The organism is Actinokineospora sp. NBRC 105648, from assembly GCF_030269645.1.
In the GTDB taxonomy this organism is placed as follows: Bacteria; Actinomycetota; Actinomycetes; order Mycobacteriales; family Pseudonocardiaceae; genus Actinokineospora.
The window spans coordinates 1-16,370 of record NZ_BSTR01000032.1 but is presented as its reverse complement, the minus strand read 5'-3'; the positions used below and the strand labels follow the sequence as shown (position 1 = coordinate 16,370).

General features: G+C 72.2%; 14 protein-coding genes. 13 read left to right on the top strand and 1 reads right to left on the bottom strand.

Annotation, left to right across the window (positions count from 1 at the left end; all coding sequences use genetic code 11):
• Positions 1-12 precede the first annotated feature (12 nt).
• From hpaE to QSK30_RS24430, 3 genes are all read left to right on the top strand, one after another.
• The gene (gene hpaE, locus QSK30_RS24440) at positions 13-1,512 is read left to right on the top strand and encodes a 5-carboxymethyl-2-hydroxymuconate semialdehyde dehydrogenase (RefSeq protein WP_285506134.1); all 1,500 of its coding nucleotides are present in this window, start codon (positions 13-15) and stop codon (positions 1,510-1,512) included.
• Between the two features lie 99 nt (positions 1,513-1,611).
• Positions 1,612-2,271: an SDR family NAD(P)-dependent oxidoreductase gene (locus QSK30_RS24435; protein ID WP_285506132.1), complete on the top strand. Its 660-nt coding sequence runs from the start codon at positions 1,612-1,614 to the stop codon at positions 2,269-2,271.
• Positions 2,268-3,056 (top strand): SDR family NAD(P)-dependent oxidoreductase, encoded by a 789-nt coding sequence (locus tag QSK30_RS24430; RefSeq protein ID WP_285506130.1) that lies wholly within the window; start codon positions 2,268-2,270, stop codon positions 3,054-3,056. The genes QSK30_RS24435 and QSK30_RS24430 overlap by 4 nt, the downstream gene beginning before the upstream one ends.
• 10 nt (positions 3,057-3,066) lie before the next feature.
• On the opposite strand, the gene QSK30_RS24425 is transcribed toward QSK30_RS24430, so the two are convergent.
• Positions 3,067-3,450, bottom strand: a complete 384-nt coding sequence (locus QSK30_RS24425; RefSeq protein WP_285506128.1) for a hypothetical protein — start codon at positions 3,448-3,450, stop codon at positions 3,067-3,069.
• 124 nt (positions 3,451-3,574) lie between these two features.
• Between QSK30_RS24425 and QSK30_RS24420 the strand changes: the two genes are divergently transcribed.
• From QSK30_RS24420 to QSK30_RS24375, 10 genes are all read left to right on the top strand, one after another.
• Complete coding sequence (locus QSK30_RS24420) at positions 3,575-3,982, top strand: type III secretion system chaperone family protein (RefSeq protein WP_285506126.1); 408 nt, start codon at positions 3,575-3,577, stop codon at positions 3,980-3,982.
• A 64-nt stretch (positions 3,983-4,046) separates the two neighbouring features.
• On the top strand, positions 4,047-4,442 hold the full coding sequence (locus tag QSK30_RS24415) for a hypothetical protein (RefSeq protein WP_285506125.1): 396 nt from the start codon (positions 4,047-4,049) through the stop codon (positions 4,440-4,442).
• Between the two features lie 214 nt (positions 4,443-4,656).
• Complete coding sequence (locus QSK30_RS24410) at positions 4,657-5,553, top strand: DUF3558 domain-containing protein (protein WP_285506123.1); 897 nt, start codon at positions 4,657-4,659, stop codon at positions 5,551-5,553.
• Positions 5,554-5,593: 40 nt separating this feature from the next.
• A complete protein-coding gene (locus tag QSK30_RS24405) occupies positions 5,594-5,839 on the top strand; it encodes a DUF2630 family protein (protein WP_285506121.1) in 246 nt (81 codons plus the stop codon).
• 528 nt (positions 5,840-6,367) lie between these two features.
• Positions 6,368-10,540 carry a Pls/PosA family non-ribosomal peptide synthetase gene (locus QSK30_RS24400; RefSeq protein ID WP_285506119.1) on the top strand — a complete coding sequence of 1,391 codons (4,173 nt, stop codon included), beginning with the start codon at positions 6,368-6,370 and terminating at the stop codon, positions 10,538-10,540.
• 17 nt (positions 10,541-10,557) lie between these two features.
• The gene (locus QSK30_RS24395; protein WP_285506117.1) at positions 10,558-11,907 is read left to right on the top strand and encodes an aspartate aminotransferase family protein; all 1,350 of its coding nucleotides are present in this window, start codon (positions 10,558-10,560) and stop codon (positions 11,905-11,907) included.
• Position 11,908: 1 nt separating this feature from the next.
• A complete protein-coding gene (locus QSK30_RS24390) occupies positions 11,909-13,147 on the top strand; it encodes an aspartate kinase (RefSeq protein WP_285506115.1) in 1,239 nt (412 codons plus the stop codon).
• 568 nt (positions 13,148-13,715) lie between these two features.
• Positions 13,716-14,666 carry a substrate-binding domain-containing protein gene (locus QSK30_RS24385; protein ID WP_285506113.1) on the top strand — a complete coding sequence of 317 codons (951 nt, stop codon included), beginning with the start codon at positions 13,716-13,718 and terminating at the stop codon, positions 14,664-14,666.
• Between the two features lie 42 nt (positions 14,667-14,708).
• The gene (locus QSK30_RS24380) at positions 14,709-15,653 is read left to right on the top strand and encodes a type 2 periplasmic-binding domain-containing protein (protein ID WP_285506112.1); all 945 of its coding nucleotides are present in this window, start codon (positions 14,709-14,711) and stop codon (positions 15,651-15,653) included.
• Positions 15,654-15,678: 25 nt separating this feature from the next.
• Positions 15,679-16,305, top strand: a complete 627-nt coding sequence (locus tag QSK30_RS24375; RefSeq protein ID WP_352231612.1) for an IS5 family transposase — start codon at positions 15,679-15,681, stop codon at positions 16,303-16,305.
• The last annotated feature ends 65 nt before the right edge of the window (positions 16,306-16,370 follow it).

Genomic DNA, 16,370 nt, shown 5'->3' with positions numbered 1-16,370 from the left:
AGGAGCACCACCATGACCGAGTCAGCCGTCCCCCGTCCGGCCGATCTGCCCAGCGACCTGCGGCACTTCATCGACGGCAAGCCCGCGTCCAGTGTGGACGGGGCGACCTTCCCGGTCGCCGACCCGGTCACCAACGAGGTCTACGGCCGGGTCGCCGCCGGTGACACCGCCGACATCGACCTGGCGGTCGCGGCCGCCAAGCGCGCGTTCACCGACGGCCCGTGGCCGCGGCTGACCGCCCGCGAGCGCGCCAAGGTGCTGAACAAGATCGCCGACGGCATCGAGGTCCGGGCCGAGCGGCTCGCCGAGCTGGAGACCTTCGACACCGGCCTGCCGGTGACCCAGGCCCGCGGCCAGGCGCACCGCGCCGCGGAGAACTTCCGCTACTTCGCCGACGTGATCGTGGCCCTGCACGAGGAGGCCTACATCGTCGGCGACAAGCAGGTGAACTACGCGATCCGCCAGCCCGCGGGCGTGGCGGGCCTGATCACGCCGTGGAACACCCCGTTCATGCTGGAGACCTGGAAGCTGGCGCCCAGCCTGGCCTCGGGCTGCACCGTGGTGCTCAAGCCCGCCGAGTGGTCCCCGCTCTCGGCCAGCCTGCTGCCGGAGATCATGGCCGAGGCGGGCGTGCCCGACGGCGTGTTCAACCTGGTGCACGGCATCGGCGAGCAGGCGGGCGCCGCCCTGGTCGCGCACCCCGACGTGCCGCGGATCTCCTTCACCGGCGAGAGCGGCACCGGGCAGATCATCATGCGGTCCTCGGCGGAGAACCTCAAGGAGGTGTCGATGGAGCTCGGTGGCAAGTCCCCGTGCGTGGTCTTCGACGACGCCGACTTCGAGCGCGCCGTCGACGCGGCCGTGTTCGGCGTGTTCTCCCTCAACGGCGAGCGCTGCACGGCCAGCTCGCGGGTCATCGTCCAGCGCGGGATCTACGACCGGTTCGTCGCCGCGCTGGCCGAGCGCGCCTCGGCCGTGCGGGTCGGCATGCCCGCCGACCCGACCACCGAGGTCGGCGCGCTCATCCACCCCGAGCACTACGCCCGGGTGCTGGAGTACGTCGAGATCGGCAAGCGCGAGGCCCGCCTGGTCGCCGGTGGCGGCCGCCCGGAGCACCTGCCGCAGGGCAACTTCCTGCAGCCGACGGTGTTCGCCGACGTCCGCCCGGACGCCCGGATCTTCCAGGAGGAGATCTTCGGCCCGGTCGTCGCGGTGACCCCGTTCGACACCGAGGAGGAGGGCGTCGAGCTGGCCAACGCCACCAAGTACGGCCTGGCGGGCTACGTCTGGACCAGCGACCTCGCCCGCGGCCACCGGGTCGCCCGCGCGGTGCAGTCGGGCATGGTGTGGATCAACTCGCACAACGTGCGGGACCTGCGCACCCCGTTCGGCGGCATCAAGGCCAGCGGTGTCGGCCAGGAGGGCGGCGTGCACAGCATCGACTTCTACAGCGACGTGCGCGCCGTGCACGTGGCCGTCGGGGACCTCGCGGCACCGCGCTTCGGCAGGTAATCGCTGTAGTTGCCCGACGGCGAACATTCGTTGTACGGCTGCGCACAGTGGACTTCGCCGCGTCGGAAACCGGCCAACGGCGAATTAGCGTGCGCGGCTATGGGCAGCATGGACGGCAGGGTGGCACTGGTCACCGGGGCGGGCTCGGGCGTCGGGGCCGCGATCGCGCGGCGCTTCGACGACGAGGGCGCCACGGTGGCCGTGCTCGACGGGGACTCCACGGCGGCCGAGCTGGCCTCCCGGGTGCTGCGGCACGGCATGGTCGTGCGGGCCGACGTGGCCGACCCGACCCAGGTCGACGCCGCGGTCGCCGCGGTGGTCGAGCACTTCGGGCGGTTGGACGTGCTGGTGAACAACGCGGGCGGCTGGGACTGCGGTCCGGCCGCCCCGGGGTCCACAATGGACATCACGGACGAGCAGTGGCACTCGGCGCTCGGGCTGCGGCTGGACGGGACCTTCTACGGCACCCGGGCCGCGCTGCGGGCGATGCGCGGCCAGCGGAGCGGGGTCATCGTGTCGATCTCGGCCGACTGCGCGCACCTGGCCCACCACAGCGCGGTCGAGGGCGCGATGCGCGCGTTCACCGCGTCGGTGGCGCGCGACGTCGCGCCGTTGGGGATCGTGGTCGGTGCGGTCGCCCCGGAGTGCGCGGACTTCCTGGTGCCCGAGGACATCGCCGCGGCCGTGCACTGGCTGGCGGGTCCGGAGGGCGCCCACCTGAGTGGACAGACGATCAAGACGAGAGGAACTGGCGCATGAGGTTCGCGGACACGGTCACCCTGATCACCGGGGCGGGCACGGGAATCGGCGCGGCCACGGCCCGTCGGCTGGTCGCCGAGGGCGGCCGGGTCGTGCTCACCGGGAGGCGCGAGGCCCCGCTGCGCGAGGTGGCCGAGTCACTGGGCGAGTTGGCCCTGGTGCTCCCCGGCGACGCAGCGGACTCGACCGCGGTGCGCGGGATCGTGGCGGCGCTGCTGGAGCGGTTCGGCAGGCTGGACAACGTGGTCGCCAACGCGGGCGGCCACGGCCTGGGCACAGCTACCGACACTGACGACGCGGGCTGGCAGAAGGCCATCGAGGTCAACCTGACCAGCGCGTTCGTCACCATCCGCGAGTCGCTGCCCGCGCTGTCGGTGCGCGGCGGCTCGGTGGTGCTGGTGTCCTCGCTCGCCGGCCTGTTCTCCGGGCCCGCGGTGGCGGGCTACGTGACCACCAAGCACGGGCTGATCGGCCTCACCCGCTCGATCGCCCGCGACTACGGCAAGCACGGCGTGCGCGCGAACGCGGTGTGCCCGGGCTGGGTGCGCACCCCGATGGCCGACGAGCAGATGGACGAGCTCGGCTCGGGCAAGGGCATCGACCGGGCGGCCGCCTACGAGCTCGTCACCGAGAACACCCCGCTGGGCCGCCCGGCCGAGCCCGAGGAGATCGCCTCGGTGATCGCCTTCCTGGCCTCCTCCGACGCCGCGATCGTCAGCGGCGCGGTGGTGACCGCGGACGCGGGCGCCAGCGCGGTCGACCTGCCCACCATCGCCTTCGACTGATCGCCTTGGACTAGCTGTTCGGCGCGAACAGGTCCGGGCGCAGGGTCCGCGCCCTGGGGAGCAGGTCGGGTTCGGTGGACACGGCGGTCACGGTGGTCAGCTTGTCGATGGCCGCCGCGGCCCGGTTCTCGGCCTGCTCCACCTGGACGGCCGCCGAGGCGCGCACCCGGTCCTGGTCCCGGGTGCCGAACCAGAAGCCGAGCACGGTGGTCACCAGCGGCATCACCACCAGCAGCAGGTCCTTCGCCCGTTGGTGGGGATCGACGGTGTTGCCCGCGCTGTCGGTGAACGCGCCCGCGAACAGCTGGTTGGAGACCAGGATCAGGCACCACATCACCACGCCCACCAGGGCCAGCGTGATCAGGGCGCGGATGCCGGTGTTGAGCCATTCCATGTCGCACTCCGCTCGCTCGGTCAGCCCCTTGCGAGTGACGTCCGAATGGGTGTGACCCGCGTTACGTCCGCCCGGGGTCCCTTCACCCGATCGTGGGTGATCGACTCGGCGATACGCTCATCGCATGGCTACGTGGGCTGATCTCGCGCGGTTCGTGCGCGGCGAGTACGAGGTGATCTCCGAGAACGACGAGGAGATCCGCATCCAGGTCAACTTCGAGGACGTCAACGAGGAGGACGAGCGCACCCAGATCATCATCCTGGCCCGCGAGATCCTCGACGCCAAGCACGAGTGGGTGCAGCTGGCCACCCCGGTCGGCCTGGTCGAGCGCGCCGACCTCAAGGCGCTGCTCACCGAGATCGGCCTGTCCTCGATCGCCTGCGGCGCGGCGATCATGGGCGAGCACGTCGTGCTGCGGCACTCGCTGCCGCTCAAGGACCTCGACATCCACGAGTTCACCGACCCGCTGGAGCTGCTGGCGGGCACGGCGGACCAGATCGAGGAGATGTTCTTCGGCGGGGACCAGTACTAGTCGGGGTTGACCTTGTTCGGGTGAGCGGGGAACCGGCGCCGAGCTGTGGCGGTCCCCCGAGGCGGTGACCGTCCAGGAGGGCACCCTCGTGCGGGAGGGCGGCGACCGGCTCGACGACACCACCGCGGTGGTCGTGGCGGACAACGAGACCGGCGGTGAGTTCCACGTCATCGATCTCCGCGACGGGTCCGTGCTCTGGGACGGGACCGGGACCTGCACGGCCGTGCGCCTCAACGGCGAGGTGCACATGCTCGTCACCTGGGGCCACTCGGCCGCCCTGCACTCACCCCGCGACCCCACCCCCTCCGCCCACCGCGATTCGCTGCCCTCGGAGTACTTCGAGCACGCGTCGGGGCTCGCCTACGCCACCAGCGACGCCACGATCACCGCGATCCGGCACGACGACCTGCAGACCCAGTGGGCGACCCCGGCGCCCGTCACGGCGTCTTCGTCCCCGTGACGGGCGGCTACCTCGCGCGGCCCCTGAGCCGGGAGGTCTCCGTCGCCGCTTTCCCCGACTGAGCACAGCGGCGCGCCCGTCCGCCGGTCGGACGCGCCAGTCGGAGTGCCGCTCGGAGCCGTGGAATGCCGCCGTACCAACAGTTCTCGCCGTCCACTGTAGTCGGAACGCGTGACCGCTCCCGGTCACCGGCGGCTCCCACTACCCTGATCCGGTGAGATCGTCGCTGCTGCTCGCCCTGGCCCTCGTCGCGGGCTGCACCGCCGCGCCCGAGGGCCCGCGGGCGCCGAGCGACGACCGCCCGCTCTCCGCCGTCACCGCCGCCCTGCGGCCCCTCGACCCGTGCCTCCTCGGCGCCACCGCGGGCCTGAACCAGGTCGCGCTCGGCCCGCACCGCTGCCGGTTCGAGGGCCAGGGCGGCGCCGACTACCTCTTCCTCGTCGTCGGTGCCCAGTTCGACCAGGCCACCCGCGACGCCCACGAGGAGATCGCGCTCGACGGGGCCCGCGGCTACCGCCGGTCCCTCGACACCGGGTGCCAGGTCGCCATCCCGGTCGGCGCCGACCTGGCGATCCGCGTTACCAGCGAGACCGGTCGCACGTCGCAGCGCACCCAGCGGAACCGCTGCGACGACGCCACCGCCGCGGCCAAGACCGTCGTGGGCAGGCTCGCCCGGCCGGAGAGCGTGAGCACCGACTCCCGCCGGGACGCCTGCGACCTGCTCCACCGCGCCGCGGGCAACCGGCTCGACGGGCTCGAGCTGCGGTTCGACGAGGCCAACTACGGGCTGGACAACTGCCAAGCCCGCCGCGCGGTCCCCGGCGGTTGGGAGCAGGTCTACCTCGTGCAGCTCCGCTACGGCCGCCCCGCGCCCAGCCAGGACCGGCTGAACGGCCGGGAGGTCACGATCACCAGGGCCCGCGACTGCGAGTACGCGTGGACCGCCGGGCCGTCCGGCTCGCCGTTCCCCGACCTCGGCGACCTCGTCATCCGCGTGCGCGCCCCCGACTGCGGCACCGCCGCCGAGCTCGCGCCCGCGGTGCTGGACACCTACCGGACCGACCCGCCGCAGGTGGCGCCGCAGCGGCCCATCGCGGTGCCCGGCAGCTAGGCGCGGCCCAGCGCGGTGCCCAGCGCCTATGGTGGCGGGCATGGACGACACGCAGATCCACACCCGAATCAGCGCCCTGGTGGCCGAGGAGCACTCCCTGCGCGAGCGCGCCCAGCACGGCGCGGTGACCCCGCAGGAGGAGCAGGCCCGGCTCGACGCCCTGGAGGTCGCGCTGGACCAGTGCTGGGACCTGCTGCGCCAGCGGCGGGCCCGTCGGGAGGCCGGGCAGAACCCCGATGAGGCCAGTGCCCGGCCCGCGGCCGAGGTCGAGGGATACCGACAGTAGTAGTCCACTATTCGACGGGTCGGCACCTGCTGGTGTCGACCCGTCGCATTTTCGCGAGACTGCACAATTTCCCGCCCACGGCGCCCGAGGCATCTTCGCGCATCCAGTGCCGGTGCGCACTTCGACGGTGCGCGGTGTCCACAATTCGGGCAGATCCTCTAGTGTCGACCCGCTAATACGCCGAATTATGGGCAGACGGCTGACCGAGTTGGTTCATTCGGGCCGATACGTCCGGCCGGTCGGACGTGGGTATCACCGCGCGCTATGCCGCCATGTTATGTAGCTGTCCATTCGACGAACAAGATTTCGTATGCGGACATTGGTGCCGGTGGTCCGGAATGGTCGCTTCCCGGTTGGACTACTCCCTTCGGGTGTCCGGTTGTGAATTCTTCTACCTCGACTGGCCTACCTCTCATTGCTTAACAACAGCTATCTTTCCGGTATCGCCGACATCCGCGTAACTGTGAATCGCTGTGAATGTCGAGTGGTGAACCTGGTAATTCCCGGTCGAGGAAGGGAACATTATTCATGATCAAGCCGGAGTCGGTGGCGGTCGCCCAGGTCCGCGCCGACGACACCGGGACCGTCCTGGTCGACCCGGGGGCCAGCCACCGCGCCCGGTGGCGGCCGGGGGAGCGGCTGGAGCACTTATTCAGCGACCGGTGCGCCGCGGCGGGCGACCGGCTCGCCGTGGACGCCGGTCCGGTCCGGCTGACCTACGCGCAGCTCGACGCGCGTGCCAACCAGCTCGCGCGGCACCTGCTGCGCCGCGGCGTGCGGTCCGGCGACCGGGTCGGCCTGCTCTTCGACCAGGCCTGGCGGTCCTACGTGGCGATGCTGGCGGTGCTCAAGGTCAACGCCGCCTACGTGCCGCTGGACGTGGCCTTCCCGGCCGACCGGATCGGCTACATCGCCCAGGACGCCGACGTGCGCCTGGTGCTGACCCAGGCGCACCTGGCGGGCGGGCTGCCCGGGCTGGCCGCGTCGAGTGTGGACACCGAACCCGTCGACGAGCTCAGCGAGCTGCCGCTGAGCCCCGGTGAGCGCGGCGAACCGGTGGACGACCTGTGCTACATCGTCTACACCTCCGGCTCCACCGGCCGCCCCAAGGGCGTCGCGGTCGAGCACGCGGGCATCTGCAACTTCGTCCGGGTCGCGGGCGAGGTCTACGGGCTCGACCAGGACGACCGGGTCTACCAGGGCATGACGATCGCCTTCGACTTCTCCGTCGAGGAGATCTGGGTGCCGTGGCTGGTCGGCGCGACCCTGGTGCCGCGGCCCAGCGGGACCGCGCTGGTCGGGCACGAGCTCTGGGAGTTCTTGCACACCAACGGGATCACCGCGCTGTGCTGCGTGCCGACCCTGCTGGCCACCGTCGAGGACGACCTGCCCGACCTGCGCTTCCTGCTGGTCTCGGGGGAGGCGTGCCCGCAGGACCTGATCTCCCGGTGGCACCGGCCGGGCAGGCGGTTCCTCAACGTCTACGGCCCCACCGAGGCCACCGTCACCGCCACCTGGACCACACTGGACCCGGACCGGCCGGTGACGATCGGCCTGCCGCTGCCGACCTACTCGGTCGTGATCCTCGACCCCGAGCGGGCGCACGCGCTGCCGCGCGGGGAGACCGGGGAGATCGGCATCGCGGGCATCGGGCTGGCCCGCGGCTACCTCAACCGCGACGACCTCACCGGGCGCGCGTTCATCGACGACTTCCTCAGCCTGGACAACAACCCGTCGGGCCGGATCTACCGCACCGGCGACCTGGGCCGGGTCGGCGTCGACGGCAACATCCACTACCTGGGCCGGATCGACACCCAGGTCAAGGTGCGCGGCTACCGGATCGAGCTGACCGAGATCGAGTCGGTGCTACTGCGCGTGCCCGGGATCGCCCAGGCGGTGGTGGACACCCACCGCCCGGACCCGGACACCGTCGAGCTGGTCGCCTTCTACACGCTGCGCGAGGACGCCGATCCGCTCGACCACGACGAGCTGCTGGGCGTGCTGCGCGAACGCTTGCCCGCCTACATGGTCCCGGCCTACCTCGAGCGGCTCGACCTGATCCCGATGACGCCGAGCAACAAGGCCGACCGCAAGAACCTGCCCGCGCCCAGCGGTCCGCGCCGCGCCGCGAGCGCCCACCACGTCGCGCCCGAGACCCCCGCCGAACAGGCACTGGCGGCGGAGCTGGCGCGGGTGCTGGGCCTGGACCAGGTGTCGGTCGAGGGGCACTTCTTCGACGAGCTCGCGGTCGACTCGCTGCTGATGTCCCGGTTCTGCGCCCGGGTGCGCAGGCGCGACGACCTGCCCGCGCTGTCGATGCGCCAGGTCTACGACCACCCGACGGTCCGGTCGCTCGCCGCTGCGCTGCCCGCCCGCGTCGAGCAGGTGCAAACGGTTGCGGTGGAACAGGTCGAGCCCGTGCGCGGGTGGCGCTACCTGTTGTGCGGGGCGGCGCAGGCGGCGTTCTTCCTGGCGTACCTGTACTTCTCGGCCCTGGTGCTCGACATCGGGATCGGGTGGGTGGTCGGCGCCTCGGGCGTCGTGGCGACCTACCTGCGGGCCGTGGCCTTCGGCGGCGTGGGCTTCCTGGTCGCCTGCACGGTGCCGGTGATCCTCAAATGGGTCCTGATAGGACGGTGGCGGGCGACCGAGTTCCCGCTGTGGGGCCTGGCCTACTTCCGGTTCTGGGTGGTGCGCTCGCTCACCCGGTTCAACCCGATCCGGCTGTTCGTCGGCTCGCCGCTCTACGTGCTCTACCTGCGCTCACTGGGCGCCAAGGTCGGCCCGGGGGTGATCGTCCTGTCGTCGAACGTGCCGGTGTGCACCGACCTGCTCACCATCGGCGCGGGCTCGGTGGTGCGCAAGGACACCCTCCTCAGCTGCTACCGGGCGCACGCCGGTCGCGTCGTCACCGGTCCGGTCACCCTGGGCCGCGAGGTGTTCGTCGGTGAGCTGAGCACCCTGGACATCGACACCGAGCTGGGTGACCACGCGCAGCTCGGGCACGCGTCCTGCCTGCCCGCGGGCGCCTCGGTCCCCGCCGGGCAGAGCTGGCACGGCTCGCCCGCCGAACCGGCCACAGTGGACTACCGCGCGGACATCTCGGCCCCGCCGAGCCGGTGGCGGCGGTTCGTCTACTGCCTCACCCAACTGCTCAACACGGCGGCGATCTACCTCCCGCTGGGACTGCTCGTCGGCGACGTGGTGACCGAGCTGCTGCGCGGCGCGATGCCGGTCGACCCGGGCAGCCCGCTGTTCTACGCCGTCCAGCTCGGTGGGGTGGCGGTGCTCTACCTCGGCGGTCTGCTGGCCGGACTCGTGCTGGCGTTCACCGTGCCGCGACTGCTCAGCGCCTTCCTCGTCCCCGACGCGGTGTACCCGCTCTACGGCGTTCGGTACTCGTTGCAGCGCACGGTGACCCGGCTGAGCAACCTGCGGACCTACACCCAGCTCTTCGGCGACAGCTCCTACATCGTGCACTACCTGCGGCTGCTCGGGTACGACCTGGGCACCATCGTGCAGACCGGGTCCAACTTCGGCATCGACGTCAAGCACGACTCGCCGCTGCTCACCACGATCGGCAGCGGCACCATGGTCTCGGACGGACTGTCCACGGTGAACGCCGACTACTCCGGCACCGCGTTCCGGGTGCGGCGCACGGAACTCGGCCCGCGCAACTTCCTCGGCAACAACATCGTCTACCCGCCGGGCGGCCGCACCGGCGACAACGTTCTGCTGGCCACCAAGGTGATGGTGCCGCTCGACGGGGAGGTGCGCGCCGACACCGGTCTGCTCGGCTCGCCCGCGTTCGCCATCCCGCGCTCGGTGCGGCGCGACGCCTCGTTCGACCACCTCAAGACCGGCGCGGAGTTCCGGCGGCTGCTCCGGGCGAAGAACCGGCACAACACCGCCACGGTGGCGCTGTTCCTGCTCACCCGGTGCGTCGACCTGTGGGCGGTCGTGGTGATCAACCTGATCGCGGCGAGCCTGTACCCGCGGCTGGGCACCCTCGCCACGGCGGCCGGGCTGCTGGCCACCTACCTGTTCGTGGTCGCCTTCGGCGTGTTCGTCGAGCGCGCGGTGACCGGGTTCCGCGCGCTGCGGCCGAGGTTCTGCTCCATCTACGACCCGGTGTTCTGGCGGCACGAGCGCTTCTGGAAGCTCAGCGCGGGCCGCTACCTGGCGGTGTTCAACGGGACCCCGTTCAAGGTGCTGATCTGGCGGCTGCTCGGCGTCCGGATGGGCCCGCGGGTCTTCGACGACGGCTGCGGCATCCCGGAGAAGTCCCTGGTGGCCGTCGGCGCCGACGCCGTCCTGAACGCGAGCAGCGTGATCCAGGGGCACTCGCTGGAGGACGGCACCTTCAAGTCCGACCGCGTCCAGGTCGGCGCGGGGGTGACCCTCGGCGTCGCCGCGTTCGCCCACTACGGGGTGCGGGTGGGCGACCGGGCGGTGCTCGAGGCCGACTCGTTCCTGATGAAGGGCGGCGAGGTCGACCCGGGCGCCCGCTGGGCGGGCAACCCGGCGGTCGAGCTGACCCCGGGCCACGCCGCCCTCGCCCCGGCCGACTCCCCGGCGCTCGAGCCCGCGGGTTCGACCGAGCCCGCGCCACCCGGTCCCGTCCCACCCGAGCACCGCACAACCGGGTCCACCGCGGTCGATCCCGCGGCGTCCCCGTCGTCCCTGTCCACCCTGCCGTGACCCACGGGAGCCACCACATGTCCGACATGATCGTCGAGCTGAGCAGGCCGCACGTCGACGGGAACCTGCCCGGCGAGCAGTCCGCGCGCTACCTCGCCCGCCAGGAGCGCACCGAGTCCAACGCCCGCAGCTACCCGCGCAACCTCCCGATCGCCATCGAGCGCGGCCAGGGCAGCTTCGTCCGCGACGTCGACGGCAACGTCTTCATCGACTTCCTGGCCGGGGCCGGGGTGCTCTCCCTGGGGCACAACCACCCCGAGCTGGTCGCGGCCGTGGTCGAGCAGCTCGGCGTGCTCACCCACGGCCTGGACTTCCCGACCCCGGCCAAGGACGCCTTCCTCGAGGCCCAGCTGTCCATGCTGCCCGCCACCATGCGCGAGCGGACCCGGGTGCACTTCTGCGGCCCGACCGGCGCCAACGCCGTGGACGCGGCCATCAAGCTGTGCAAGACCGCCACCGGGCGCGGCGACATCGTCTCGTTCCAGGGCGGCTTCCACGGCGCCACGCACGCCGCGATGGCGCTGACCGGGCTGGTGTCGCAGAAGGCCCCGGTGGCCAACCCGATGCCCGGCGTGCACTTCTTCCCGTTCTCCTCGTGCGCCGCCTGCCCGCTGGGCCTGCGCCCGGACACCTGCTCGACCAACTGCGTCGAGTACCTGGAGCGCTCGCTGCGCGACCCCAACGGCGGCCTGCCCAGGCCCGCCGCGGTGATCATGGAGCTGGTCCAGGGCGAGGGCGGCGTGGTGCCCGCCCGGCCGGAGTTCGTCCGCCGGATCCGGGCGGTGACCGCCGAGCTGGACATCCCGCTGATCGTCGACGAGGTGCAGACCGGCTGCGGGCGCACCGGCACCTGGTTCGCCTTCGAGCAGTACGGCATCGAGCCGGACGTCGTCGTCGCGTCCAAGGCGCTCAGCGGCGTCGGCGCGCCGGTCGCGCTGATCCTCTACGACAAGAGACTCGACACCTGGCAGCCCGGCGCGCACACCGGGACCTTCCGCGGCAACCAGCTCGCCTTCGCCGCGGGCACCGAGGCGATCCGGGTGATCCGCCGCGACGACGTGCTCACCAACGTCCGCCTGCGCGGCGAGCAGGTCGCGCGCAGGCTCTCGGTCGTCGCCGGCCACCCGCTGGTGCACGACGTGCGCGGGCTGGGCCTGATGTGCGGGGTGGAGCTGGTGCACCCCGCGGACGCCGCCACGGTGCGCGACCGCGCGCTGCGCCAGGGCCTCATCATCGAGCTCGGTGGCCGCGACGACCGGGTGGTGCGGCTGCTGCCGCCGCTCAACGTCACCGCCGAGGTCGTCGACCTGGCCTGCGACATCATCGTGGCCGAGATCGAGCGGCTGCCGCACCCGGGACGCGGTTGACATGGCCCTCGTGGTGCAGAAGTACGGCGGGTCCTCGGTGGGTGGCGCCGAGCGGATCCTGCGGGTGGCCCGGCGGGTCGCCGAGACCCGGGCGGCCGGGCACGACGTGGTGGTGGTCGCCTCGGCCATCGGCGACACCACCGACGAGCTGCTCGACCTGGCGAACCGGGTGTCCCGCGCGCCCGGCCCGCCCCGCGAGCTGGACATGCTGCTGTCCTCGGGCGAGCGCGTCGCCAACGCCCTGCTGGCGATCGCGCTCACCGACCTCGGCCTGCCCGCCTGCTCGCTGTCCGGCCCGCAGGCGGGGGTGTTCACCACCGGTGACCACGGCCGGGCCCGCATCGTCGACGTGCTGCCGACCCGGGTCCGCCAGGAGCTCGACCGCGGCCAGGTCGTGCTGGTCGCCGGTTTCCAGGGCCTGTCCAAGGACACCGACGACGTCACGACGCTGGGCCGCGGCGGCTCGGACACCACCGCGGTGGCGCTGGCCTGCGCCCTGCGCGCCGACGTGTGCGAGATTTACACCGACGTCGACGGCGTCTGCTCGGCCGACCCGCGGATCGTCCCCACCGCGCGGCTGCTCGAGCGGGTGTCCTACGCGGAGATGCTGGAGCTGGCGGCCAACGGCGCCAAGGTGCTGATGCCGCGCTCGGTCGAGTACGCCCGCAGGCACGGCGTGGCGCTGCACGTGCGCTCGTCGTTCACCACCGACCCCGGCACCCTGGTGGCCGGCGACCCGGAGGAGTCCACAGTGGAGAAGCCGGCCGTCACCGCCATCGCGCACGACCGCGGCGCCGCCCTGGTCACCGTCGCCGGGCTGCCCGGGCACGTCGCGGGCGTGCTGCGGGTGCTCGCCGACACCGAGGTCGAGGTGGACATGCCGGTGCGCGGCGGCGCGGACCTGTCGTTCACCGTGCCCAGGGCGATGGCGGAGGCGGCGGTGTCCGCCCTGCGCGCGCACCGCGCCGACCTCGGTTTCACCAGCGTCACGGCGGACGCCGGGATAGGCAAGATCTCGGTGGTCGGCGCGGGCGTCAAGGCGGGGGTCGCGGCCACCTTCTGCGCGGTCCTCGCCGACCACGGCGTGGCGATCGACCTGCTCACCACCTCTGAGCTGCGGATCTCCGCGCTGTGCCGCGAGGTCGACCTCGACCGGGCGGTCCGCGCCCTGCACGAGGCGTTCGAGCTGGGCAGCTCCGACCCGGCCGTGGTGTACGCGGGCAGCGGCCGCGGGTGGTGATGGGAAATCCCGGTTAAGACGGGCGTGTAACAGCACGACCGCGTGGTGCGACCTGCTGGGTAGCGGCCCCGGCCAAGTCTTCTGACAGCCCCCCGATCAGCTGGACGGGGCCGCTCCCTCTTCCCCGGCGCCGGTGGCGCCGAAGACGTGATCGTCGTCGGGCCGCGCGCGTACACGGCGCGCGGTCGTCGAGACCGAGCCGCGTGCCGCCGCTCTCGCCGTGCGACCGGTCGGTCGTTGTTGGTCCGAGTAGGACGGTCCGCGCATCTGCCCGCCCACTCCCCGGGTCTGGCCGCGACACCCCCGGCACAAGACCACGAAGTCACTTGGCCGCGGGCCCCGGGCGGCGCTCGGGTTGCCCGTTGGGTCCGTCGCCCACGGTAGCGGGGTTCGGCGGCTAACGGCGGTGACCGTTGGGTGCTGGTTCACCGGGTCGGTGCGCGAACTTGACCCGTGCGGGGGTGGAAGGGCGATTCCCCTTATCCCACAATGACAACTGTCCCGCAATGACAACCTGTCCGGCGGCGATCTGCCCCCGGCACGCGGTCCGGTGACGAGGAGTTCGCTGATGCGCGCAACGTTCCGCCGGGGCTTGGCCGTCGTGGCGGCGGTCGTGCTCATGGCCGTACCCGCGGGCGCCGACCCGCCGGGGAGTCCGTTCCCCGACGCGGACGACGCCGTCGGTACCGGTGCCCGGTCCGCGCAGGGGGCGCTGAACGCCCTCGCGATCGCTTACAACGCAGGCAATCCCGTCGTCCGGGTCGCCTCGTGGGACGCCGATGGTCCGTCGCCCATCACGCCGAGGCAGGGCGCCGCGCCGATTCCGCGGCCGCGGAACTCCGACCAGGGGATCGCCGAGCTCAAGCGCGCGGGTACCGCGACGAACTTCGCGCGGTCGTCGCGCAAGCGGGTCGACGCCGCCGAACCGGTGCTGTACCTGCCGTTCGCGAGCGATGTCGTCCGGTACGCCGTCGCCAACACCACGAACGCCCCGGTGAACCTCAGCTCCACCGAGCTGTTCTCGATCTACAACTGCACGGCCACGACGTGGAGCGCCGTGCGCCCGGGTGGGTCGTCGGCGACCATCGCACCGGTGCTGCCGGTGGGCTCGGACAGCGCCCGCCCGGTCTTCCTCACCGCGATCGGCCTCACCACCCCGGGGGCGTGCGTGGTCGACGTGGCCGCGGACGACCCGACGCCGATCTCGGGCAACCCCAACCGCATCGGCCCGTTCACCGAGCACGCCCACGCGCTGTTGCCGTCACCGAAACCCGTTCAGCTCAACACCACGGGTTTCTCCGCTCTGTACAAGGTCTTCACCGTGGTCCGTGACGTCAACGGCGGCGGCCCGACCAACGGTGGTGTCGAGGCTTCCCTGCAACCGTTCCTCGGCAACGGTCTTCCCACCCCCACCGGCGTGGGCGCGGGGTGGATCTGCGGTTCGACCGCTCTCGCGCCCATCGCCAGCAACGCCTTCACCCAGCTGACCGCCGCGCAGTCCTGCGGCCGGGCCCAGTGAACCCTGACGAACCAGTGAACCTCTGACGAAGGAGCCGTCCCCGTGCGTTCCCTGTTGCGCAGAGCCGCTTTGCTGTCGGTGTGCGCGTTCGCGTTCGCCGTCCCCGCCGCGGCTGACCCGGTCGCGCTCCCTGACGCCGACGACGTGGTCGGTGTCGGGGGTGGGCAGGCCCAACCGCTGTTCGACGCGCTGGCCCTCGCCTACAACGGCGGTGCGCCTGCCGCCCTCCTCGCCAACTGGGACGCCGCGGGGCCCTCGCCCATCGTCCCGCGCGACGGGGCCGACCCGATCGACCGCCCGGGTGGCACCGCGGCGGGGGTCGCCGAGCTCAACCGAGCAGGCAGCACGGTCGACTTCGTCCGCAGGGTGGACTCGTTGAGCGTGGCCGATCCGGGGTTCGGCGTGCTGCACCTGCCGTTCGCCTCCGACTGGGTGGGCTACGTGACGGCCCCCACCACGAACTCGCCGGGCCTGCTGTTGGCCGCCGACCTCAAACGCGTCTTCGAGTGCACGGCGACCACCTGGCACCAGCTGCGGGCCGGGCAGTCCGGTCAGACCATCGAACCGGTCCTGCCCCGCGCCGACACCGGGACCAGGCGGGCGTTCCTGGCCCAGATCAACGTGACCACGCCCGGCGCGTGCGTCACCGAGGTAGCGGAGAACGACCCGGCGCCGTTCGCGGGCGCCCCCAACCGGATAGGGCCGTTCGCGCAGAGCGCGTACAAGCTGCTGCCCCCGGCGAAACCGGTCCGCCTGTGGGACCTGGTGCGGGCACCGCTTCGGGTCTACGTGGTCGTCCGCGACACCAACGGCGGACCGCGCGGCAACGGCGGCGTCCCGGCGGCGCTCCAGCCGCTCTTCGGCACCGGCATCCCGGGCCCGGACGGCACGGACGTCGGGTGGGTCTGCGGGCCCCAGGCCCGACCCGCCATCACCGCGCGGGGCCTCAACCAACTGCCCGTCGGCCAATGCGGCAAGGCGGTCTAGGCCGTGTTTCAGATGTGGATCTTGGGTGTGTCGGTGCCCGGGACGTGGCGAGGTCTCCGGTAGACGGGTAAGCGACCAAGCGAACCCCAATACCGGAGACCTCGTGGCCAGCGTAGCGGCGACGGGCCGGGCCGATCTGACCGACGCGCAGTGGGCTGTGCTGCAGCCACTCCTGCCTGCCGGTCGCAAGCCCGGGCGCCCGCCGAAGTGGAGCAGAAGACAGTTGATCGACGGGATCCGATGGCGGGTCCGCGTGGGTGCCCCGTGGCGGGACGTTCCGCCCGAGTATGGCCCGTGGCAGACCGTCTACGGGTTGTTCCGTCGGTGGCAGCGGGCCGGGGTGTGGCGGGTGATCCTGACCGCGTTGCAGGCCCGTGCCGACGCCGACGGGCAGGTTGTCTGGGACGTCCGCGTGGATTCCACGATCACCCGCGCCCACCAGCATGCCGCGGGGGCCAGGAAAAGGGGGATCTGCGGGTCGAACCACCCGATACCCCGGCCGGTGGGGACGAGCCGGCCGATCATGGCCTGGGCCGGTCGCGGGGTGGGTGGACCAGCAAGCTGCATCTGGCGTGCGAGCAGGGGCGCAGGCCGTTGTCGTTGCTGCTCACCGCGGGGCAGCGGGGTGACAGTCCGCGGTTCGTGGCGGTGATCGAGGGAATCCGGGTGCCCCGCCCCGGCGGCGGTCGCCCCCGGACACGACCGGACCGGGTGCTG